This is a genomic window from Streptomyces sp. R28 (assembly GCF_041052385.1).
In the GTDB taxonomy this organism is placed as follows: domain Bacteria; phylum Actinomycetota; class Actinomycetes; order Streptomycetales; family Streptomycetaceae; genus Streptomyces.
Genome location: NZ_CP163439.1, coordinates 8,327,444 through 8,348,156, shown reverse-complemented (window position 1 = coordinate 8,348,156; position 20,713 = coordinate 8,327,444). Strand labels below are relative to the sequence as shown.

Genomic DNA, 20,713 nt, shown 5'->3' with positions numbered 1-20,713 from the left:
GTCCGCAGGGCACATCAAAGCCACACGTGGCCGAGAAGCACCGGTGAGCCGTGAGAAACGACGAGACGTGTTTCCGCAGGTCAGCGCCAACGTGTCCAGAACGCGCAGGTCAGACGCTCATCCTTACAGATACCCTTGACATGTGACCGACGCCCAAGAGACCGCAGCAGACAGTTCACTGCGAACCACCGGAGGCGCCCCTCCGGACGACGGCGGATCTTCTGTTACGGAGGCGCCGATCCCTTTGCTGGAGCCCCGCGAGGGCATTCCGCCCGTGATCGCCGACGAGGCCGCGCTCGCCGAGGCGATCGCCGCCTTCGCCGCGGGCTCCGGCCCCGTGGCCGTCGACGCCGAACGCGCGTCCGGCTACCGCTACGGCCAGCGCGCCTATCTGGTGCAGCTGCGCCGCGAGGGCGCGGGGTCCGCGCTGATCGACCCCACGGCCTGCCCCGATTTGTCCGGGCTGGGTGAGGCGCTCTCCGGCGTCGAGTGGGTGCTGCACGCGGCCACCCAGGATCTGCCCTGTCTGCGCGAAATAGGCATGGTGCCGAGTCGGCTGTTCGACACCGAGCTGGCCGGGCGGCTCGCCGGGTTCCCCCGGGTCGGCCTCGGCGCGATGGTCGAGGGCGTGCTCGGGTTCGTGCTGGAGAAGGGACACTCGGCCGTCGACTGGTCGACCCGGCCACTGCCCGAGCCGTGGCTGCGGTACGCGACGCTCGACGTCGAGCTCCTCGTCGATCTGCGCGACGCGCTGGAGAAGGAGCTGGACCGGCAGGGGAAGCTGGAGTGGGCGCTGCAGGAGTTCGACGCGATCGCGGCCGCGCCGCCGGCTGAGCCGCGCAAGGATCCGTGGCGGCGTACGTCCGGGATGCACAAGGTGCGGCGGCGTCGGCAGCTGGCCGTGGTGCGGGAGCTGTGGGAGACGCGGGACCGTATCGCTCAGCGGCGGGATGTGTCGCCGGGCAAGGTGCTCGGTGACGCGGCCATCGTCGAGGCCGCGCTCTCCCTGCCGGGTAACGTGCACGCCCTCGCCGCGCTGAGCGGATTCGGGCAGCGGATGGGGCGACGGCAGCTGGAGCAGTGGCAGGCCGCGGTGGATCGGGCGAAGACTTTGAACGACGCTCAGCTGCCGGCGCCTGGGCAGCCCTTGACCGGGCCTCCGCCGCCGCGGGCTTGGGCCGACAAGGATCCGGTTGCCGCGGCTCGGCTTTCTGCGGCTCGGGCCGCGGTGTCGGCGCTGGCCGAGCAGCTCAACATGCCTCAGGAGAACTTGATTACGCCGGATACCGTGCGGCGGGTTTGCTGGGAGCCGCCGAAGGTTGTCGATGCCGAGTCGGTTGCGGAGGCGTTGGCTGGTTACGGGGCTCGGGCGTGGCAGGTTGAGCAGGTCACGCCGGTGTTGGTTGCTGCCTTGTCCGCCTAGGGCGGCTGTCCCGTAACTGACCTCCGGCATGAGGGTGGTTGGTCGGGTCCTCACTCGGGAGAAGTCTTCTCCGTAGGTGCGGGACCCGATTCGACAGGCTCAGCATCGACGTGGGCCCTCTCTCTCTCCCCCCCCGTCAAGATGCGGATTTCTACCGGGAGATGAGCGGCAAAGACCCCCTGCTATGGTGCGCCGATGTCATCGATCAAACAGTTCCAAGTCACCTTCGACTGCGCAGAACCCGAGCGCCTCGCTCGCTTTTGGTGCGAGGTGCTCGGGTACGTCGTATCGCCGCCGAAGGGATTTGCCACTTGGGACGATTTCGATCGCTCGCGGCCGCCTGAGGATCAGGGTTCGTGGTGGGCATGCACTGATCCCTCAGGTGCGGGCCCGCGCCTGTTCTTTCAGCGCGTTCCCGAAGGCAAGGTCGTCAAGAATCGGGTGCATCTCGACGTGCGGGTCGGCACCGGGCTCGTGGGTGAGGAGCGCCTGGCCGCACTTGAGGCCGAATGCACACGACTGGTCGCGCTCGGCGCGGTACGCGTGCGGCTGCTGGCTGACGACTACGACTCGTGCATCGTGATGCAGGACATCGAGGGCAACGAGTTCTGTCTCGACTGAGCATCCTGCGAGACGGCGAGGTGGGGAGCCGTCTGCCGTCTGCCGTCTGCCGTCTGCCGTCTGCCGTCTGCCGTCTGCCGTCTGCCGTCTGCCTGGAGCCTCTCAGGTTGTCCCACCACACCGAGTCGGGCCCGAGCGGGTAGCCGTACGCCTACGGCGACTGCGGCTTCGTTGTGACTGATCGCGCGATTCCCCGCGAACCGCGCCCCTAAAAGCACCTCACCTGGTCGCGCCTTTCATGAAGCCGTTGTAGATGAACCGCTGCAGCAGCAAGAAGACGATCAGCGTCGGCAGGATCACCAGGACCGCTCCCGCCGAGATCGTTTCCCAGTGGGCACCGAACGGGCCCTTGAAGCGGAACAGGGACGTCGAGATCACGCCAAGATCCTCTGAGGGCATGTACAGGAACGGGATGTAGAAGTCGTTGTAGGTGGTGATGCCCTTGACGATCACCACCGTCGCGATCGCCGGTTTCAGCAGCGGGAAGATGATCTTGCGGTAGATCGTGAAGGCGTTGGCGCCGTCCAGGCGGGCCGCCTCGTCCAGTGAGGTCGGGATGGAGCGGACGAACTGCAGGAAGATGTAGATCGAGACGATGTCCGTGCCCATGTAGAGGGCGATCGGCGCCCAGAGGCTGTCGAACATGCCGAAGCTGTTGACGATCTGGAAGGTCGCCACCTGGGTCGTGACGCCGGGGACCAGGGCGGCGACCAGGAACAGGGCCACCACCAGCTTCTTGAAGCGGAAGGTGAAGCGGTCGATGGCGTACGCCGTCATCGAGCCGATGAGGACCGTCCCGCCGATGGCGAAGAGCAGGATGATCGCCGTGTTGGCGAAGGCCGAGAGCATCCGGCCGTCCTCGAACGCCGTCGCGTAGTTGTGGAAGTTCAGCAGGTCGTCGGGGAGGGCGAGGGCTCCGCTGTCGTCCGCCATTTCCGACTCGGACTTGAGGGACGTCAGCACCACGGCTGCCAACGGGAGCAGGACCACCACCGTCGCGGCGACCAGAGACAGGTACATCAGCGTGCGGGCCACTGCGCGGCGGGTCATGCGAGGTCCACCTTGTCGTCGGGGACGAGGCGCCGCTGTACCCAGGTCACCGCCAGGACGATCAGCAGCAGGACGACCGCGGCCGCCGAGGCGAGCCCCGTCTTGTTGAACTGGAAGGCCAGCTTCACGGTCTGGATCACGAAGGTCTCGGTGCCGGTCGCGCCGCCGGTCATGATGTACGGGATCTCGAAGACCGACAGGGAGCCCGAGATCGAGAGGATCACGGTGAGGGACAGGACCGGCTTGATGCCGGGCGCGATGATGTAGCGGAACTGGTGCCAGCGGTTCGCGCCGTCCAGTTCGGCCGCCTCGTACAGCTCCCCGGGGATCGACTGGATCGCGCCGAGGAAGAGGACGAAGTTCAGGCCCAGGTAGCGCCAGATGGAGACGGCGGCGAGGGAGGTGTTCGCCGACTCCGGTGTGCCGAGCCAGGCACGGTCCGTCTCCACGCCGAACAGACCGAGGACGGAGTCCAGGGTGCCGCCGTCCTGGAAGAAGTAGAGGAAGACGAAGCCGATCGCGACCCCGTTGATCAGATACGGGAAGAACAGCACGCCCTTGAAGAAGTTCCGGAAGCGGACGTTGAAGCTCAGGATCGTCGCGAAGTAGAGGGCGGCGACTATCTGGAAGACGGACGCGGCCAGGTAGTACCCGCTGACCCAGAAGACCTCGAACAGGTCGGAGCGGGTGAAGAGTTCGGCGTAGTTCTCGGTGCCCGTGTAGTGCAGCTCGGGGCTGACGCCGTCCCAGTCGGTGAAGCTGTACGCGACCATGTTGGCGATCGGCGCGTAGGTGAAGACGATCAGCAGGGCCAGCGGGGCGAGCAGGAAGAGCCAGGGGGTGGCCCCGCGCCACAGGCGTGCCGTGCGCGGGGCGGGGGCCGGTTCGGGGGCGGTGGGTGCCGCTCCCGCGGTGGCCTTGACGGCCGCCTTCTCCGTCGTGTCCGTCATCAGGACCCCAGGGACTTCTGGGTCTCGGTCCACTTCTTGCCGAGGCCGTTCAGGAAGTCGTCCAGGCTGCCCTTCGTGGCGCTGCGGGCGAGGTCGACGAGGTCCTGGCGGTAGTCGGGCTTGTAGATGCCGATCTCGGACTGGTTGTCGATGGACTTCACCACGGCGCCCTTGGTGTCGTCGAGGTCGAGGATCTTGACCCCCGCCTCCTCGTACGGCTTCATGACCGCGGGCAGCGGGGCGGACTTGAGCGGGGACAGCGCGAGGTTGTCCGCCGCGTAGCCGGACTTGTCGGTGAACCAGTCGAGCCAGGCGCGGGCCGCCTCCTTGTGCTCGGAGTGGATGTTGACGGCCTGGTTGTAGTCGGGCTGCGCCACCGCGCAGAACGTCCCGTCCTTCTGGGCGGGGAAGGGCATGAGCCCGATGTCGTCCGGATCGGCGCCGGCCTGCTTGGCCGCGCCCTGCATCTGGATGACCGCCCAGGAGCCGAGCCACATCGTGGCGATCTCGCCCTTGGCCAACTTCGGCTTGGACGCCTCCCAGTTGGTGGTCGTCGGGTCCTTCTCGACGAGTCCCGATTTCACGATGTCGTACAGCATCGTGTCCGCGGTCCGCACATCGGCGCCCTGCGCCCACGGGTCGCCCTCGGCGAGCCGGGTGGTGGCCTGGTCGTCGCAGCTGACCGAGCCGTTGACCTGCGTCCACTGGGTGAGCGGCCACATGTCCTTGAAGTTGGTGTAGTACGGGATCGCGTCGGTCTTCGCCTTGACCGCTTTCAGGTCGTCGAGGAACTCGGCCGGTGTGGTGGGCCAGTCGGTGATCCCGGCCTCCTGCCAGACCTTCTTGTTGTAGATGAAGCCGGGCACGGCACCCAGCGGGCTCTGGCCGTAGACCTTGCCGTCCACGGTGGTGTAGTCGGTGAAGCGGTACGTCTTGCTCCGCTCGGCCTGAGTGCCCAGCGAGGCGAAGAACCTGGGGTAGTCCTTCTTCTCGATCACGGCCGGGATCATGAGGACGTCACCGTAGTTCTCCGTGTTCATACGGATCTTGACTTCGCCCTCGTAGTCGGTGATGGCGTCGAACTCGACCTTCACCTTGGGATACGTCTTGTTGAACTCGGCGGCGTACTTCTTCATCGTCCCGTCCTGCACGAGGTCGGTCCGATGGGTGAGCACCGTGATGGTGCCGCTCACCTTCGACGGGTCGTCGGCGGCCTTGGCTTCGGCGCCCTTCGAGCTTCCTCCGGTGCCGGTACACGCCGAAAGCAGCAGGGCACCCGTGACCATGGCGAGGACTGTACGGCGGTTCATGTGCGTCAGCTCCGTTCTTGGGACGGACGAGCACGAGCGGGTTGGCTGGTTCCGAACTCTGACAACGTTTTCTTAACCGGTAAAGTCCGTATCTCGCCAACGATGCCAAAATGTGTCCCAGCACTGGGATGGATCGGTTTAGGAGTGCGCGCATGCTTCAGGCCACACCGCTCACCGACGGATGGATCGTGCGGCACGAGTCAGCCGCGCTGCCGGCCACCGTGCCCGGCTGTGTGCACACCGATCTGCTGGCCGCGGGGGTGATCCCGGATCCCTTTCTCGGGCGGAACGAGGCCGAGGTGGCCTGGGTGGGGCGGCGGGACTGGACCTACGAGACCGACCTGACGGCGGCCTCGGCGCACGAACAGCACCTACCGCACCTACCGCACGAACAGACCGACCTGGTCTTCGACGGGCTCGACACCGTCGCCGAGATCCTGCTCGACGGCCAACTCCTGGGCCGGGTACGGAACATGCACCGCTCGTACCGTTTCGACGTGACGGGGCTGAGCGGGCGGCTCTCGGTGCGTTTCGCCTCCGCCTACGCCGAGGCCGAGGCCGTGCGCGGCAAGCTGGGCGAACGGCCCGCCGCGTACACCGAGCCCTACCAGTACATCCGCAAGATGGCCTGCTCCTTCGGCTGGGACTGGGGGCCGACCCTGGTGACGGCCGGGATCTGGCGGCCGGTGCGGCTAGAGCAGTGGTCGACGGCCCGAATCGCCCGCGTGCGACCCCTGGTGACCGTCGAACAGGGCACCGGGCACGTCGAGTTGGCGGTCGATGTGGAGCGGACCCGGGTCGAGGCACCGCTCACCGTGGAGGCGACGGTCGGCGGGGTGCGGGCGCGGGCCGAGATCGACGGGACGGGTGGGGTCGTACGGCTGACGCTGCCGGACGTGGAGCTGTGGTGGCCCCGCGGGTACGGTGAACAGCCGCTGTACGACGTCGAGTTGACGCTTCTGCAGGGCGGGGACGCGCTGGATGTGTGGCGTCGGCGGATCGGCTTCCGGACCGTGGAGCTGGACCGGCGGCCCGATGAGCACGGCGCCGGATTCACCCTCGCCGTCAACGGCGAGCGGCTGTTCGCGCGGGGCGTCAACTGGATCCCGGACGACGTGTTCCCGTCCCGGATCACCCGCGAGCGGTACCGGCAGCGGCTGCGGCAGGCGGCCGACGCGGGCGTGGACCTCGTACGGATCTGGGGCGGCGGGATCTACGAGAGCGAGGACTTCTACGACGCCTGCGACGAGCTGGGGCTGCTGGTCTGGCAGGACTTCCCGTTCGCCTGCGCGGCCTATCCGGAGGAGCAGCCGCTGCGCGGGGAGGTGGAGGCCGAGGCGCGGGAGAACGTCGTACGGCTGATGCCGCACCCCTCGCTCGTGCTGTGGAACGGCAACAACGAGAACCTGTGGGGGTTCCGGGACTGGGGGTGGGAGCCGCGGCTGGCCGGGGACTCCTGGGGCGAGGGGTACTACCTGGGCGTACTGCCGCGGGTGGTGGCCGAGCTGGATCCGACGCGGCCGTACACGGCGGGCAGTCCCTGGTCCGGGTCGTGGGACCGGCATCCGAACGACCCGGCGCACGGCACGCACCACTCCTGGGAGGTGTGGAACCGGGAGGACTACGCCGACTACCGGCTGAGCGTGCCGCGGTTCGTGGCCGAGTTCGGCTGGCAGGCGCCGCCCGCGTACGCCACACTGCGGCGCGCGCTGCCGGGCGAGGAGCTCGCGGCGGACTCGCCCGGCATGCTGCACCACCAGAAGGCGGACGACGGTAACGGGAAGCTGCGGCGGGGGCTCGAGCGGCATTTCGCCTTCCCCGAGGGGGATTTCGACCGCTGGCACTACCTCACGCAGGTCAATCAGGCGCGGGCGGTGGCGGCCGGGATCGAGCACTGGCGGTCGCACTGGCCGGTGTGCGCGGGCACGGTCGTATGGCAGCTCAACGACTGCTGGCCCGTGACGTCCTGGGCGGCGATCGACGGGGACGGGCGGGAGAAGCCGCTGTACCACGAGCTGCGGCGACTGTACGCGGATCGGCTGCTGACGCTGCAAGTGCGGGAGAAAGGGCTGGAGTTGGCCGTCGTCAATCAGGCGGCCAAGGGCTGGGCGGGGGCGGTGCGGCTGCGGCGGATGTCCGTCGACGGGGTGGTGGTCGGCGAGGCGAGTGTGGGGTTCGGTGCCGAGGGGCGGGCGGTGGCCCGGGTCGGCGTACCCGGGGAGCTGGAGCCGGTCGGGCCGAAGGAGTTCCTCGTGGCGGACGCGGACGGTGTACGTGCGGTGTACTTCCCCGCGCCGGATTGTGAAGTCCCCTTTCCCCGGCCGGAGTTCGAGGTCGCGCTCGCGCCGGGTGGGGTGGTGGTGACGGCTCGTACCCTCGTACGGGACCTGCTGCTCCAGGCCGATCGGCTGCATCCGGACGCCCGGGCCGACCGGGGGCTCGTCACGCTGCTGCCCGGCGAAGAGGTGACCATCGGGGTGCGCGGCTGGGAGACTCCCGACGCGGAGGCCGCTCGTTCCGCCCTGTACTGCATGGAGCCCAGCCGATGACGGTAACGCCGAACCCCCGCGTCACCATCAAGGACGTCGCCGCGCGCGCCGGCGTGTCCAAGGGCGCCGTGTCCCTCGCCTTCAACCACAAGCCGGGGCTCTCGGAGGCGACCCGGGACCGGATCTTCCGGGCCGCGCGGGAGCTGGGCTGGGCGCCGAACCTCACGGCGCGGACGCTGGCCGGGTCACGGGTGGACGTGGTGGGCCTCGCGATCTGCCGGCCGGCCCGGCTGCTCGGCCTCGAACCCTTCTACATGGAGTTCATCTCGGGCGTGGAGAGCGTCCTGACCGAGCACTCCTGCTCCCTGCTGCTCAGGCTGGTACGGAATCTGGACGAGGAGGTCGGGCTCCAGGAGTCGTGGTGGCGGGGGCGGCAGATCGGCGGGTCGATCCTGGTCGACTTCCGCGCGGACGACCCGAGAGTGGCGGCGGCGCAGCGGCTCGGGATGCCGGTGGTCGCGGTCGGGCACCCGTCGCTGACGGGCGGGCTGACGTCGGTGTGGACCGACGACGCCACCGCCGTGACGGAGGCCGTGCGGTATCTGGCCGCGCTGGGGCACCGACGGATCGCCCGGGTGGGCGGGGCGGCGGCTCTGGGGCACACCTCCATCCGGACGGCCGCGTTCGACGAGGCGGCGGGAGCGCTGGGGCTGGCCGGGGCGTGGCAGGTCGCGACGGACTTCTCGGGCGATGCGGGGGCGCGGGCGACGAGGTCGCTGCTCATGGCGTCGGCACCGGACCGGCCGACGGCGATCGTGTACGACAACGACATCATGGCGGTGGCGGGGTTGTCGGTGGCGGCCGAGATGGGGCTGCGGGTGCCGGCGGACATCTCCCTGCTGGCCTGGGACGACTCGCAGCTGTGCAGGCTGACGCATCCGACGCTGTCCGCGATGAGTCATGACGTGCACGGGTTCGGGGCGGAGGTGGCGCGGACGCTGTTCGGGGTGATCACGGGGGACGGGGCCGGGTCGCATCCCGTACCCACTCCGGTACTGACTCCTCGGGGGTCGACGGCACCTCCCGGAGCGCTCTCGTCGGTGTGACCTTCGCCGCTCCCGCCCCCAGGGGTGTGCAGCTACGTTACCCGTAAGTAGCATGGGTCCTGAGCGCGCGCTCAGCGCTTGCGCAGCGCAGCAGTGCAGATCCCGCACCTCTGGAGGAGAGCCATCGTGCCTCGTACCGTCAGGGACGTCGTCTTCGTCGACGGCGTCCGCACCCCGTTCGGCAAGGCGGGCCCGAAGGGCATCTACCACGAGACCCGCGCCGACGACCTCGTCGTGAAGGCGATCCGGGAGCTGCTGCGTCGCAACCCCGGTCTCGACCCGAAGCAGATCGACGAGGTCGCCATCGCCGCGACCACGCAGATCGGTGACCAGGGCCTGACCCTGGGCCGCACGGCCGGCATCCTCGCGGGCCTGCCGCAGTCGGTGCCCGGCTACTCCATCGACCGCATGTGCGCCGGCGCCCTGACCGCCGTGACGTCCGTCGCCGGTTCGATCGCGTTCGGCGCCTACGACGCCGTCATCGCCGGTGGTGTCGAGCACATGGGCCGCCACCCGATGGGCGAGGGCGTGGACCCGAACCCGCGGTTCGTCAGCGAGAAGCTGGTCGACGAGTCGGCGCTGTTCATGGGCATGACCGCCGAGAACCTGCACGACCGCTACCCGACGATCACCAAGCAGCGCGCCGACGAGTACGCGGTGCGCTCGCAGGAGAAGGCCGCGAAGGCGTACGCCAACGGCAAGATCCAGCAGGACCTGGTGCCGATCTCCGTACGCCGGACGAACGCCGAGGCCGGTGAGACGGGCTGGGGCCTGGTCACGGCGGACGAGCCGATGCGTCCCGGCACCACTCTGGAGAGCCTGGCCGGTCTCAAGACGCCGTTCCGCGTCCACGGCCGGGTCACCGCAGGCAATGCGGCCGGTCTGAACGACGGCGCCACCGCCTCGATCATCGCCTCCGAGGACTTCGCCCGCGAGAACAACCTCCCGGTGAAGATGCGCCTCGTCTCCTACGCCTTCGCGGGCGTCGAGCCGGAGGTCATGGGCTACGGCCCGATCCCGGCCACGGAGAAGGCCCTCGCCAAGGCCGGTCTGTCGATCGAGGACATCAACCTCTTCGAGATCAACGAGGCCTTCGCCGTCCAGGTGCTCGCGTTCCTGGAGCACTACGGCATCGCCGACGACGACGCGCGCGTGAACCAGTACGGCGGCGCCATCGCGTACGGCCACCCGCTGGCCTCCTCCGGCGTCCGTCTGATGACGCAGCTGGCCCGCCAGTTCGAGGAGCAGCCGAACGTCCGCTACGGCCTGACCACCATGTGCGTCGGCTTCGGCATGGGCGCGACGGTCATCTGGGAGAACCCGCACTTCGACGGAGGCAACAAGTGAGCACCACCGCTGAGCTCCTGAAGGGCGCGGCCGAGCTGTTCCCGGACGAGGTCGTCACCCAGGCGCACGTACGCCACCTCGACCTGCCGTACGGCGCCGGGCGCTTCGCGCTCATCACGCTGGACAACGGCTTCGACCACACCAAGCCGACCACCTTCGGCCCGCAGTCGCTGGCGAACCTCGACACCGCCATCGACCAGGTCGAGGCGGAGGCCGCGGCCGGTGACATCGTCGGCGTCGGCATCACCGGCAAGCCGTTCATCTTCGCGGTCGGCGCGGACCTCAAGGGCGTCGAGCTCCTCAAGGAGCACAAGGACGCGCTCGCCATCGGCAAGGGCGGCCACGAGGTCTTCAAGCGTCTGTCGGGGATCGCCGTCCCCACCTTCGCGTACTACAACGGTGCCGCGATGGGCGGTGGCGTCGAGGTCGGTCTGCACTGCAAGTACCGGACCGTGTCGAAGGCGCTGCCCGCCTTCTCCCTCCCCGAGGTCTTCCTCGGCCTGGTGCCCGGCTGGGGCGGCTGCACGATCCTGCCGAACCTGATCGGTGCCGACAAGGCCGTCTCGGTGATCATCGAGAACAGCCTCAACCAGAACAAGCAGCTCAAGGGCCAGCAGGTCTTCGACCTCGGTATCGCCGACGCCATCTTCGAGGGCGCCGACTTCCTGGAGCAGTCCCTGATCTGGACCGCCCAGGTGCTGAAGGGCGACATCGAGGTCGAGCGCCCGGTGATCGACCGCGGTGAGGCCTGGGACCAGGCCGTCGCCAAGGGCCGCTTCATCGCGGACTCGAAGGTGCACGGGGCCGCTCCGGCCGCCTACCGTGCGCTGGACATCATCGCCGCCGCCAAGAACGGCGACCTCCAGCAGGGTTACGACGCCGAGGACAAGGCCCTCGCCGACCTGATCATGGGTGGCGAACTGCGCTCCGGCATCTACGCCTTCAACCTGGTCCAGAAGCGCGGCAAGCGCCCCGCCGGTGCGCCGGACAAGTCGCTCGCGCGCCCGGTCACCAAGGTCGGTGTCGTCGGCGCCGGTCTGATGGCCTCGCAGCTCGCCCTGCTGTTCCTGCGCCGCCTGGAGGTGCCGGTCGTGCTGACCGACATCGACCAGGAGCGCGTCGACAAGGGTGTGGGCTACGTCCACGCCGAGATCGAGAAGCTGCTCGGCAAGGGCCGTATCAACCAGGACAAGGCCAACCGCCTCAAGGCCCTGGTCACCGGTGTGCTGGACAAGGCCGAGGGCTTCGCGGACGCGGACTTCATCATCGAGGCCGTGTTCGAGGAGATCGGCGTCAAGCAGCAGGTGTTCGCGGAGGTCGAGGCGGTCGCCCCGGCGCACGCGGTCCTCGCGACGAACACCTCCTCCCTCTCCGTCTCGGAGATGGCGTCGAAGCTCAAGAACCCCGAGCGGGTCGTGGGCTTCCACTTCTTCAACCCGGTCGCGATCCTGCCGCTGCTGGAGATCGTCCGCGGCGAGAAGACGGACGACGCGTCGCTGGCCACGGCCTTCGCCGTCGCCAAGAAGCTGAAGAAGACCGCGGTTCTGACGAAGGACGCCCCGGCGTTCGTCGTGAACCGCATCCTCACCCGCTTCATGGGCGAGATCCAGAACGTCATCGACGAGGGCACGCCGGTCGAGGTCGCCGAGAAGGCGGTCGAGCCGCTCGGTCTGCCGATGTCGCCGCTGGTGCTGCTGGAGCTGGTCGGTCCCGCGATCGGCCTGCACGTCTCGGAGACCCTCAACCGGGCCTTCCCGGACCGCTTCACGGTCTCCCCGAACCTCGCGGCCGTCGTCAAGGCGGGCAAGCGCGGCTTCTACGTCTACGACTCCGGCAAGCCGGAGCTGGACCCCGAGGTCGCCGCGCTGCTGAAGCAGGGCGATGTCGTCCTGACCGAGGAGCAGGTGCGGGACCGCGTCCTGGACGCCGTCGCCCAGGAGATCGGGCTCATGCTCGACGAGGGTGTCGTCGCCGAGGCCCAGGACATCGACCTCTGCCTGATCACGGGCGCCGGCTGGCCCTTCCACCTGGGCGGCATCACGCCGTACCTGGACCGCGAGGGTGTCTCCGAGCGCGTGAACGGCAAGAAGTTCCTGGCCCCGGGCGTGGCGAGCGTCCCCGCGTAGGCGCTCCGCTGTGAACGCCGGTGCCCCGCATGCCTGCTTGGCGTGCGGGGCACCGGCGTTTCAGTCGGTGCTCGGGCGTCGGTCCTCGACGTGGACGACGCACAGTGCCGTCCCGTCCTGGCGACGCTTGATGCGGCCGTGGATGCCGACAGCCAGGTGCGAGGGGTCGGCGGGCTCGTCGAGGGCGACGTAGGTGACGACGTCCGGATGGTGGCCGGTGACCAGCCAGCCGGTGCCGTCCTTGAGCTGGAGCACGTTGAAGTCACCGGCCGGGCCGCCCGCGCGCACCGGGCCGAAGTCGCCGAGGATTTCCACCGCCTGTCCGGCGAGTTCGCCCTCGGGCTCCTTCAGCAACACGCACGTGCCGTTCTCGAACAGCACCCATGAGATCCCGGAGGGCGCCAGGATCCGCCGCCAGATTTCGACAAACTCCTCGGTGTCCACGGCGGTCATCCTCTCGCACCGACCCCCGAACAGTCTTGCGAATAAGGAGCGGTCAGACCTCGCGCCACGCCTCCAGCGCCAGCCCCGGCTCCTCCTTGCGTCGGGCGATGAGCAGTTGCCCCGTCGACGGCGACAACGTGGCCGCCACCACGCGGCCCTCCTCGTCCACCGCCAGCGCCACCGCCGCGTCCACCGGCAGCTGCGGCCCCGACTCGGTCCACCACGCCCCCGCCGACTCCTGCTCCGTCGGATACGCGGCGAAGGCGACGCGGCCGCTCGCCGAGCGCTGGGCGAGCAACGTGCAGTCGTGGCCGTCGAGTTCGCAGCGGATCGCGGAGACCGGACCGGGGCCGGCGGACGCCAGCAGGGTCACCGGCTTGGTGCCCGGGCGCCAGGCGCACAGGTCGCCGGAGTCGTCCGCGTAGAAGAGGGTGGTGTGGTCCGCGGAGGTGGCGAGGGCGTGCAGGGTGCCCGGGCGGACCGGCGTCTCCATCGCCTCCTCCAGGACGGGGACGCTGCCCGGCTTCTCCTGCTGCCAGTGCAGGATGGCGCCGGGGACGGCCGCGTACAGCTCGACGAGCCCGGACTCCCCCGTCACGGCGGCGAGCCGGTCGTGGACCTCACGTCCCTTGAGGTCACGCCACGGGCCCCAGCCGCCCACCTCCTTCTGACCGCGCATGCTCACGCCGCCGCCCTTGTTGCGCACGAAGACATGGGCCCGCCCCTGCGCGTCGACCGTGACGGCGGGCGTGCCGGTGCCGTCCCCGGCCTGGTTCGGGTGGCCGATGGAGATCCAGTCCAGCGCGGCCAGGTGCGGGCGGAAGTGCGTGGAGTGGACGAGGCCCGCCTCACCCGCCTTGGTGGGACGCCAAGCGGCGAGATGGGCGTAGGCGTCGGCGCCCTGCCCGACGGCGGAACCGGGGCGCAGCTTCTGGTCGCCGCCGACCCGGCGCGGGGGTTCCCAGGGGCCGCCGGGTCCGAGTTCCGCCCGGCACAGGACGCCGTCGTCGGTCGGCAGATAGACGCTGAGGCGGCCGTCGCGGCCGCGGATGAGCCAGTCGCCGTTCACCGGTTCACTCTATTCGGGTCCGTTCCGCCGGCCCGCCCCGCCCCCGGGCAAGCTGGACCCCAGCAACCTCCGTACGAGAACAGGAAGTCGACGTCATGACCGACAAGCTCACCGTGAGCGTCCTGGGCACCGGCATCATGGGCGCCGCGATGGCCCGCAACCTCGCCAGGGCCGGACACACCGTCCGCGCCTGGAACCGCACCCGCGCCAAGGCCGAGCCCCTCTCCGCCGACGGCGCGTTCGTCGCCGACACCCCCGCCGAGGCGGTCCAAGGCGCCGACGTCGTCCTGACCATGCTCTACGACGGCCCCGCCGCCCTGGACGTCATGCGTGCGGCGGCGCCCGCGCTGCGCTCCGGTGCCACCTGGGCGCAGTCGACAACCGCCGGCATCGAGGCCATCGCCGACCTGGCCGCCTTCGCCCGCGACCACGACCTCGTCTTCTACGACGCCCCCGTGCTCGGTACCCGCCAGCCCGCCGAGGCCGGTCAGCTCACCGTGCTGGCGGCGGGGCCGGTCGAGGGGCGGCAGGCGGTGACGCCGGTGTTCGACGCCGTCGGCGCCCGTACGGTGTGGACCGGCGAGGACGGCGGGGCGGGCACGGCCACCAGGCTGAAGCTGGTCGCCAACAGCTGGGTGCTCGCGGTGACCAACGCGGCCAGTGAGGTGCTGGCACTCTCCAAGGCCCTGGACGTGGATCCGCAGCGCTTCTTCGAGGTGATCGACGGCGGCCCGCTCGACATGGGGTATCTGCGGGCCAAGACCGGGCTGGTGCTGAACGACGGGCTCACTCCGGCCCAGTTCGCGGTGACCACGGCGGCGAAGGACGCCCGGCTCATCGTGGCGGCGGGCGAGCGCTACGGCGTACGCCTGGACGTGGCCGCGGCGAGCGCGGAGCGCTTCGAGCGGGCGGCCGCGCAGGGGCACGGGGACGAGGACATGGCGGCGGCGTACTTCGCCAGCTTCGAGGAGGAGGCGGCAGAGGAGGAGAGGAAGGCCGCGGAGTGAGCCGTGCGACCCTTGCCCCATGACTGAGGACGACCCCCTGCTCGTGATCGTGGACGCCGCGAATGTCGTCGGGTCGGTGCCCGACGGCTGGTGGCGGGATCGGCGGGGGGCCGCGGAGCGGTTGCGGGACCGGCTGGCTGCTGACGGGGTGCCGGGGCATGCGGGGCCGGTCGAGATCGTGCTCGTGGTGGAGGGGGCCGCTCGCGGCGTGGAGACCGTGCCGGGCGTGCGGGTGGAGTCCGCCGCCGGGAGCGGGGACGATCACATGGTCGAGCTCGTCGCGCGGGCGAGTGGGCGGCCCTGTCTGGTGGTGACCGCGGACCGGGAACTGCGCCGGAGGGTGACGGAGTTGGGCGCGGAGGTGGCGGGGCCGCGTACGGTACGGCCATAGCCGATCCAAGCCGGGCCGTACGGTACGGCCGAAGGCGGCTGCCGTACGTCGGCCAGGTACGGGGGCTCCCTGACTAGGTGCGGTTCCGTACGTACAGCACCGCCCCGTCCACCACCCCCGCCTCCTCGTACCGCGCCGACAGCAGCCGCCGCAGACCGGGCACCCTCTGGGGTCCGTACGGCTTCCCCCGCGAGTCGTCGACGACCAGCGTCGGCGCCCGCTCGGTCATCTCCTCGTCGAAGACCGCCCACGCCCCGTCAACCGCGTACCGCTCGCCGACCTGTGGGCCGTCGCGTCCGCCGCTGTAGTTGGTCAGGAGCCCCGCCGTCAGGTAACGGCTCGCGGGTCTGCGGTCGGCCAGCCAGTAGGTCTCGGGGTGTATGCCCCAGACGAGGACCCGATCCTGCGGCTCGGTCCGGATCGCCACCTCGTCCGCCAGCCTCGTCGCGTGGTCGAGCTCGGGGCGGGGCGCGAGCAGCCCCCAGGTGAGGAACAGAGCGCAGCAGCAGGCCGAGGTCAGGACCGCGTGGGTCATCCGCTCGCGCGGCAGGATCTGCAGCGCGGCCGTCGCCAACAGGGTGAGGGGCGGGAGGAGTTGGAGGTAGTAGTGGCCGAAGAAGTGGAAGCCGAGCATGACCGCGCCGGCCGACGCGGCCGCCCACATCCACAGGTCCGCGGCGCCCGTGCGGGCCAGCCGCAGGACTCGTAGCACCGGCGGGATCAGTCCGGCGCACGCCAGCGTCAGGATCGCCGCGTTCGTCAGCCCCCGTGCGAGGACGTGGATCTCGGAGCCGGTGAAGGAGGCGTACGCCCCCGACCCCGTGACCGTCCAGAACAGGAACCCCGCCGGGTCGGTCACCGCGGCCACGCCCAGCACCGGCACCACCACCCCGGCGCCCAACCGCGCCAGTCGCCCGGCCCGGACCTCCCTGGAGGGTGCCTGCTGGATGAGGCCGGCGTCGCGGGCTCGCAGTTGCACGCTCCCCCATCGCCCCCGGCTCGGCCTGGCCGCGAGGATCCGTTTCCTGCAGCCGACCTGCTCCAGCGGACACCCCCTGGCCGACACGCACAGCCACATCACCGGCACCAGCACCGCCCCGCCGGTCTGTTTGGCGAGGAAGGCGCCCGCGACCGCCAGGCCCGCCGCACCCCACCGGCGCCGGTCCGCGCACCACATCGCCGCCGCCGTGCAGGGCAGCATGAACACCTCGAAGGTCGCGGCCTGGGCGTCCTCCGGGTTGAGCCCGACCGAGACCAGCAGATACAGCACTCCGGCCGTCCCACCCGCCGTATCGCCCCAGCGACGGCGGGCCAGCGAGGCCAGCAGCACGGCGGTCAGCAGCTGGGCCGCGACCGCCAGGACCCGCACCGACGTGAGCGATCCGGACCCGGCCACCGCGAACGCGGCCTGGTACAGCCACGGCACCAGCGGCGGCTTGCGGTCGACGACCGTGTCGTAGAGCTCCCCGCCCTGCGCGAGCAACCGTGCCTGTACGGCGAGATAGCCCTCGTCGGGGTTCCACAGCGGGCGGGTGAAGGAGGGGGCGCGGGTGACGCAGGCCAGCAGGGTCAGGGTGGGCAGCAGTCGTCTCCAGTAGCCGCGTTCCGCGCTCGGTTCGGACACGGAGCGTGGCGGTGCGAGGAGCTCGGCGAGCATGGGGTGAACGCTATCCGGCCCCGCAGTCCCTGCCGAAGCAGGACATACGGGGCCGGTGAGCAGCGGGTTGACCACGCGTCACCCGCTGGTTTCGCCTACGGGGTGTCTCCTCTCGGCGGCTTCGCGACGTCGCCGACGGCCGTCTCCTCGCGCAGTCCGAGGCGGCTGTGGGAGCGGCCGTAGAGGAAGTACACGACGAACCCGACCACCATCCAGATGGCGAACCGCACCCATGTCTCGGCAGGCAGGTTGATCATCAGCCACAGCGAGGCGCACACCGACAGGATCGGGATGACCGGCACCCACGGGGTGCGGAAGGCCCGGTGCAGGTCGGGGCGGGTCCTGCGGAGGATGATCACGCCGATGGCCACGACCACGAACGCGAACAGGGTGCCGATGTTCACCAGGGCGGCGAGTTCGGTCAGGGGGGTGAAGCCGGCGAGGACCGCGATGATCACGCCGAGCAGGATGGTCGGCCGGTGCGGGGTCTTGAACCGCGGGTGGACGTGGGAGAAGAAGCGGGGCAGCAGTCCGTCGCGGCTCATCGCGAAGAAGACACGCGTCTGGCCGAGGAGCAGGATCATGCACACGGTCGTCAGGCCGATGGCGGCGCCGAAGCTGATGAAGCCCGCGTACCAGGGATGCCCGGTGGCCTTGAAGGCGTCGGCGAGCGGGGCGTCCACGGACAGCTTGCTGTAGTGCTGCATGCCGGTGACGACGATCGACACGGCGACGTACAGCGTGGTGCAGATGAGGAGGGAGCCGAGGATGCCGCGCGGCATGTCGCGCTGCGGGTTCTTGGTCTCCTCGGCGGCGGTGGCCACGACGTCGAAGCCGATGAAGGCGAAGAACACGACCGAGGCGGCGGTGAAGATGCCCATCACGCCGAAGTTGGAGGGCGCCCAGCCGAACATCAGCTGGATCAGTGGCGCCTGGAGACTCTCCCCCGCCTCCACGGCCTTCTGCTTCGGGATGAAGGGGTCGTAGTTGTTGCCGTCGATGAGGAACGCGCCCGCGATGATCACGACGAGGACGACGGTCACCTTGATGGCCACGACCAGGGTGGTGATCCGCGCCGACAGCTTCATGCCGACCACGAGGATGCAGGTGAGGACGAGGACGAGCGCGGCGGCGAGGATGTCGAAGCCGAAGGTGTCGGCGCCCTCTCTGCTGCCCAGGGCCGCGGGCATCTCCCAGCCCGCGTTGTCCATGAGCGACTGGATGTAGCCGGACCAGCCGACGGCCACCACCGCCGTGCCGAGCGCGAACTCCAAGACCAGGTCCCAGCCGATGATCCAGGCGGGCAGTTCGCCGAGGGAGGCGTACGAGAACGTGTAGGCGGACCCGGCGACCGGGACCGTGGAGGCGAATTCGGCATAACAGAGCGCGGCCAGCGCACAGGCGACGCCGGACGCGACGAACGCCAGGGCCACCGCGGGTCCGGCGTTGTTCTTGGCGACCGTACCGGTCAGGACGAAGATGCCGGTGCCGATGATGACACCGACACCGAAGACGGTCAGATCCAGCGCGGACAAGGACTTCTTGAGCGCGTGCTCTGGCTCCTCGGTGTCGAGAATGGACTGCTCGACTCTCTTCGTCCGGAAGAGACTGCTGCTCACGGGTTTACCTCCCACGCTTGTCGTCCTCGACATGATCGAGAGGGGGCGTGGTACGCATGCCCCGGCGCGGACGGATTCACACAGATGGGCCGGTTTCGCCACCGTCACGGGTGGAGAAACCGGCCCATCCGGCCGCATGAAGATGTCAGTCGCGCGCGGGCTCCACCGAGTCGACCTCGGCCGCCGTGCGGTCGAACCGGCCGTCCAGCTTGGAGACCAGCCCGGTCACCTGGCGGGCGATGTCGGGGGCGGTGAGCCCGATCTCGGCCATCACCTCGGCGCGGGAGGCGTGGTCGAGGAAGCGCGGCGGGATGCCGAAGTCACGCAGCGGGACGTCGACACCCGCGTCCCGCAGGGCCTGCGCGATCGCCGAGCCGACGCCACCGACGCGGGAGTTGTCCTCGACGGTGACGACCACGCGGTGCCGCTCGGCGAGCGGGGCCATGGCCTCGTCGACGGGCTTGACCCAGCGCGGGTCGACGACGGTGGTGGAGATGCCCTGCTTGTCGAGCAGGCCGGCGATCTCCAGGCACATGGGGGCGAGGGCGCCCACGGAGACCAGCAGCACGTCGGGGGTGTCGGTGCCGGGCTCGCGCAGTACGTCCATGCCGCCGACGCGGCCGACGGCGGCGACGGCGGGGCCGACGGCGCCCTTGGAGAAGCGGACCACGGTCGGGGCGTCCTTGACCTCGACGGCCTCGCGCAGCTGCGCCCGCACCTGGTCGGCGTCGCGCGGGGCGGCCAGCCGCAGGCCGGGCACGACCTGGAGGATCGACATGTCCCACATGCCGTTGTGGGAGGCGCCGTCGGTGCCGGTGACGCCGGCCCGGTCGAGCACGAAGGTGACACCGCACTTGTGCAGCGCCACGTCCATGAGGACCTGGTCGAAGGCGCGGTTGAGGAAGGTGGCGTAGACGGCGAAGACGGGGTGGACACCGCCCGTCGCCAGACCCGCGGCCGACACGGCGGCGTGCTGCTCGGCGATGCCGACGTCGTAGATCCGGTCCGGGAAGGCGTCCGCGAACTTCTTCAGGCCGACCGGCTGCAGCATGGCCGCGGTGATCGCGACGATGTCCTCGCGCTCCTTGCCGAGCCGCACCATCTCGTCGCCGAAGACGGAGGTCCAGTCGGCACCCGAGGCCTTGATCGGCAGGCCCGTGTCGGGGTGGATGGGGCCGATGCCGTGGAAGCGGTCGGCCTCGTCCTGGAGGGCGGGCTGGTAGCCGCGGCCCTTCTCGGTGAGGCAGTGCACGATGACCGGCCCGCCGAACCGCTTGGCGCGCGCGAGGGCCGACTCCAGGGCCTCGATGTCGTGCCCGTCGATGGGGCCGACGTACTTCAGGCCGAGGTCCTCGAACATGCCCTGGGGCGCGATGAAGTCCTTGAGCCCCTTCTTGGCGCCGTGCAGGGTCTCGTAGAGCGGCTTGCCGACGACCGGGGTGCGGTCGAGGATCTCCTTGGTGCGGGTGAGGAAGCGCTCGTAGCCGTCGGTCGTGCGCAGCGTCGCCAGGTGGTTCGCGAGACCGCCGATGGTGGGCGCGTACGACCGCTCGTTGTCGTTGACGACGATGACGAGCGGGCGGTCCTTGGCCTCGGCGATGTTGTTCAGCGCCTCCCAGGCCATACCGCCGGTCAGCGCGCCGTCACCGATGACGGCGACGACATGGTCGCCGCGTTTGCGTAGCTGGTTGGCTTTGGCGAGGCCGTCGGCCCAGCCGAGGACGGTCGAGGCGTGCGAGTTCTCGATGACGTCGTGCTCGGACTCGGCCTGCGAGGGGTAGCCGGACAGGCCGCCCTTCATCTTCAGCTTGCTGAAGTCCTGGCGGCCGGTGAGCAGCTTGTGGACGTAGGACTGGTGGCCGGTGTCCCAGAGCACCTTGTCCTTGGGCGAGTCGAAGACCCGGTGCAGGGCGATGGTCAGCTCCACCACACCGAGGTTGGGGCCGAGGTGGCCGCCGGTCTTGGACACCGCTTCGACGAGGAAGGTCCGGATCTCCTCTGCCAGCTGGTCCAGCTGCTCAGGGCTGAGCCGGTCCAGATCGCGCGGTCCCGTGATGCGGGTCAGCAGCGGCACCCGTGCCTCCTTGCAGTAGAGCTGTTCGAG

The 20,713-nt window shown here is 69.9% G+C and carries 16 protein-coding genes and 1 pseudogene; 9 read left to right on the top strand and 8 right to left on the bottom strand.

Features of this window, described 5'->3' with window-relative positions; all coding sequences use genetic code 11:
* Positions 1 to 142: 142 nt before the first annotated feature.
* Positions 143 to 1,423 (top strand): HRDC domain-containing protein, encoded by a 1,281-nt coding sequence (locus tag AB5J49_RS36560; protein ID WP_369173126.1) that lies wholly within the window; start codon positions 143 to 145, stop codon positions 1,421 to 1,423.
* A 195-nt stretch (positions 1,424 to 1,618) separates the two neighbouring features.
* Entirely contained in the window at positions 1,619 to 2,044 is a 426-nt protein-coding gene (locus AB5J49_RS36555; RefSeq protein WP_369173125.1) for a VOC family protein, read from the top strand.
* Positions 2,045 to 2,263: 219 nt separating this feature from the next.
* Here AB5J49_RS36555 and AB5J49_RS36550 read toward each other — a convergent pair whose 3' ends face one another.
* Genes AB5J49_RS36550 through AB5J49_RS36540 form a run of 3 tightly spaced genes read right to left on the bottom strand, consistent with a single transcriptional unit; the run spans position 2,264 to position 5,354 of the window.
* Positions 2,264 to 3,094 (bottom strand): carbohydrate ABC transporter permease, encoded by an 831-nt coding sequence (locus AB5J49_RS36550; RefSeq protein ID WP_369173124.1) that lies wholly within the window; start codon positions 3,092 to 3,094, stop codon positions 2,264 to 2,266.
* Positions 3,091 to 4,044, bottom strand: coding sequence for a carbohydrate ABC transporter permease (locus AB5J49_RS36545; RefSeq protein WP_369173123.1), 954 nt, complete (start codon positions 4,042 to 4,044; stop codon positions 3,091 to 3,093). Before AB5J49_RS36545 ends, AB5J49_RS36550 begins: the two co-directional genes overlap by 4 nt.
* A complete protein-coding gene (locus AB5J49_RS36540; RefSeq protein ID WP_369173122.1) occupies positions 4,044 to 5,354 on the bottom strand; it encodes an ABC transporter substrate-binding protein in 1,311 nt (436 codons plus the stop codon). Before AB5J49_RS36540 ends, AB5J49_RS36545 begins: the two co-directional genes overlap by 1 nt.
* Before the next feature lie 399 nt (positions 5,355 to 5,753).
* On the opposite strand from AB5J49_RS36540, the pseudogene AB5J49_RS36535 reads away from it, so the two are divergent.
* The 5 genes and pseudogenes from AB5J49_RS36535 to AB5J49_RS36515 all read left to right on the top strand — a co-directional run.
* Positions 5,754 to 5,855: pseudogene (locus AB5J49_RS36535) on the top strand (hypothetical protein); the annotation flags it as partial.
* Complete coding sequence (locus tag AB5J49_RS36530) at positions 5,828 to 7,903, top strand: glycoside hydrolase family 2 protein (protein ID WP_369175375.1); 2,076 nt, start codon at positions 5,828 to 5,830, stop codon at positions 7,901 to 7,903. The pseudogene AB5J49_RS36535 and the gene AB5J49_RS36530, both read left to right, overlap by 28 nt.
* A complete protein-coding gene (locus AB5J49_RS36525) occupies positions 7,900 to 8,949 on the top strand; it encodes a LacI family DNA-binding transcriptional regulator (RefSeq protein WP_369173121.1) in 1,050 nt (349 codons plus the stop codon). The genes AB5J49_RS36530 and AB5J49_RS36525 overlap by 4 nt, the downstream gene beginning before the upstream one ends.
* A gap of 126 nt (positions 8,950 to 9,075) precedes the next feature.
* Positions 9,076 to 10,296, top strand: a complete 1,221-nt coding sequence (locus AB5J49_RS36520) for an acetyl-CoA C-acyltransferase (protein WP_369173120.1) — start codon at positions 9,076 to 9,078, stop codon at positions 10,294 to 10,296.
* Positions 10,293 to 12,422: a 3-hydroxyacyl-CoA dehydrogenase NAD-binding domain-containing protein gene (locus AB5J49_RS36515; RefSeq protein ID WP_369173119.1), complete on the top strand. Its 2,130-nt coding sequence runs from the start codon at positions 10,293 to 10,295 to the stop codon at positions 12,420 to 12,422. Before AB5J49_RS36520 ends, AB5J49_RS36515 begins: the two co-directional genes overlap by 4 nt.
* A gap of 60 nt (positions 12,423 to 12,482) precedes the next feature.
* Here AB5J49_RS36515 and AB5J49_RS36510 read toward each other — a convergent pair whose 3' ends face one another.
* Positions 12,483 to 12,875 (bottom strand): hypothetical protein, encoded by a 393-nt coding sequence (locus tag AB5J49_RS36510; protein WP_369173118.1) that lies wholly within the window; start codon positions 12,873 to 12,875, stop codon positions 12,483 to 12,485.
* Between the two features lie 43 nt (positions 12,876 to 12,918).
* On the bottom strand, positions 12,919 to 13,935 hold the full coding sequence (locus tag AB5J49_RS36505) for a hypothetical protein (RefSeq protein ID WP_369173117.1): 1,017 nt from the start codon (positions 13,933 to 13,935) through the stop codon (positions 12,919 to 12,921).
* A gap of 95 nt (positions 13,936 to 14,030) precedes the next feature.
* Between AB5J49_RS36505 and AB5J49_RS36500 the strand changes: the two genes are divergently transcribed.
* Positions 14,031 to 14,942: an NAD(P)-dependent oxidoreductase gene (locus AB5J49_RS36500; protein WP_369173116.1), complete on the top strand. Its 912-nt coding sequence runs from the start codon at positions 14,031 to 14,033 to the stop codon at positions 14,940 to 14,942.
* Between the two features lie 19 nt (positions 14,943 to 14,961).
* Entirely contained in the window at positions 14,962 to 15,333 is a 372-nt protein-coding gene (locus AB5J49_RS36495) for an NTP pyrophosphohydrolase (RefSeq protein WP_369173115.1), read from the top strand.
* A gap of 73 nt (positions 15,334 to 15,406) precedes the next feature.
* Here AB5J49_RS36495 and AB5J49_RS36490 read toward each other — a convergent pair whose 3' ends face one another.
* The 3 genes from AB5J49_RS36490 to dxs all read right to left on the bottom strand — a co-directional run bounded on the left by AB5J49_RS36490 (position 15,407) and on the right by dxs (position 20,683).
* Positions 15,407 to 16,990, bottom strand: a complete 1,584-nt coding sequence (locus tag AB5J49_RS36490) for an ArnT family glycosyltransferase (protein WP_369173114.1) — start codon at positions 16,988 to 16,990, stop codon at positions 15,407 to 15,409.
* Positions 16,991 to 17,085: 95 nt separating this feature from the next.
* Positions 17,086 to 18,609 carry an amino acid permease gene (locus tag AB5J49_RS36485; protein ID WP_369173113.1) on the bottom strand — a complete coding sequence of 508 codons (1,524 nt, stop codon included), beginning with the start codon at positions 18,607 to 18,609 and terminating at the stop codon, positions 17,086 to 17,088.
* A 145-nt stretch (positions 18,610 to 18,754) separates the two neighbouring features.
* Positions 18,755 to 20,683: a 1-deoxy-D-xylulose-5-phosphate synthase gene (dxs, locus tag AB5J49_RS36480; protein WP_369173112.1), complete on the bottom strand. Its 1,929-nt coding sequence runs from the start codon at positions 20,681 to 20,683 to the stop codon at positions 18,755 to 18,757.
* Between the last annotated feature and the right edge of the window lie 30 nt (positions 20,684 to 20,713).

Excerpts from the sequence above, each read along its gene's own strand:
- AB5J49_RS36555 (WP_369173125.1), top strand. The coding sequence starts at position 1,619 with ATGTCATCGATCAAACAGTTCCAAGTCACCTTCGACTGCGCAGAACCC.
- AB5J49_RS36550 (WP_369173124.1), bottom strand. The coding sequence starts at position 3,094 with ATGACCCGCCGCGCAGTGGCCCGCACGCTGATGTACCTGTCTCTGGTC.
- AB5J49_RS36545 (WP_369173123.1), bottom strand. The coding sequence starts at position 4,044 with ATGACGGACACGACGGAGAAGGCGGCCGTCAAGGCCACCGCGGGAGCG.
- AB5J49_RS36540 (WP_369173122.1), bottom strand. The coding sequence starts at position 5,354 with ATGAACCGCCGTACAGTCCTCGCCATGGTCACGGGTGCCCTGCTGCTT.
- AB5J49_RS36530 (WP_369175375.1), top strand. The coding sequence starts at position 5,828 with ATGCACCGCTCGTACCGTTTCGACGTGACGGGGCTGAGCGGGCGGCTC.
- AB5J49_RS36525 (WP_369173121.1), top strand. The coding sequence starts at position 7,900 with ATGACGGTAACGCCGAACCCCCGCGTCACCATCAAGGACGTCGCCGCG.
- AB5J49_RS36510 (WP_369173118.1), bottom strand. The coding sequence starts at position 12,875 with ATGACCGCCGTGGACACCGAGGAGTTTGTCGAAATCTGGCGGCGGATC.
- AB5J49_RS36500 (WP_369173116.1), top strand. The coding sequence starts at position 14,031 with ATGACCGACAAGCTCACCGTGAGCGTCCTGGGCACCGGCATCATGGGC.
- AB5J49_RS36495 (WP_369173115.1), top strand. The coding sequence starts at position 14,962 with ATGACTGAGGACGACCCCCTGCTCGTGATCGTGGACGCCGCGAATGTC.
- AB5J49_RS36490 (WP_369173114.1), bottom strand. The coding sequence starts at position 16,990 with ATGCTCGCCGAGCTCCTCGCACCGCCACGCTCCGTGTCCGAACCGAGC.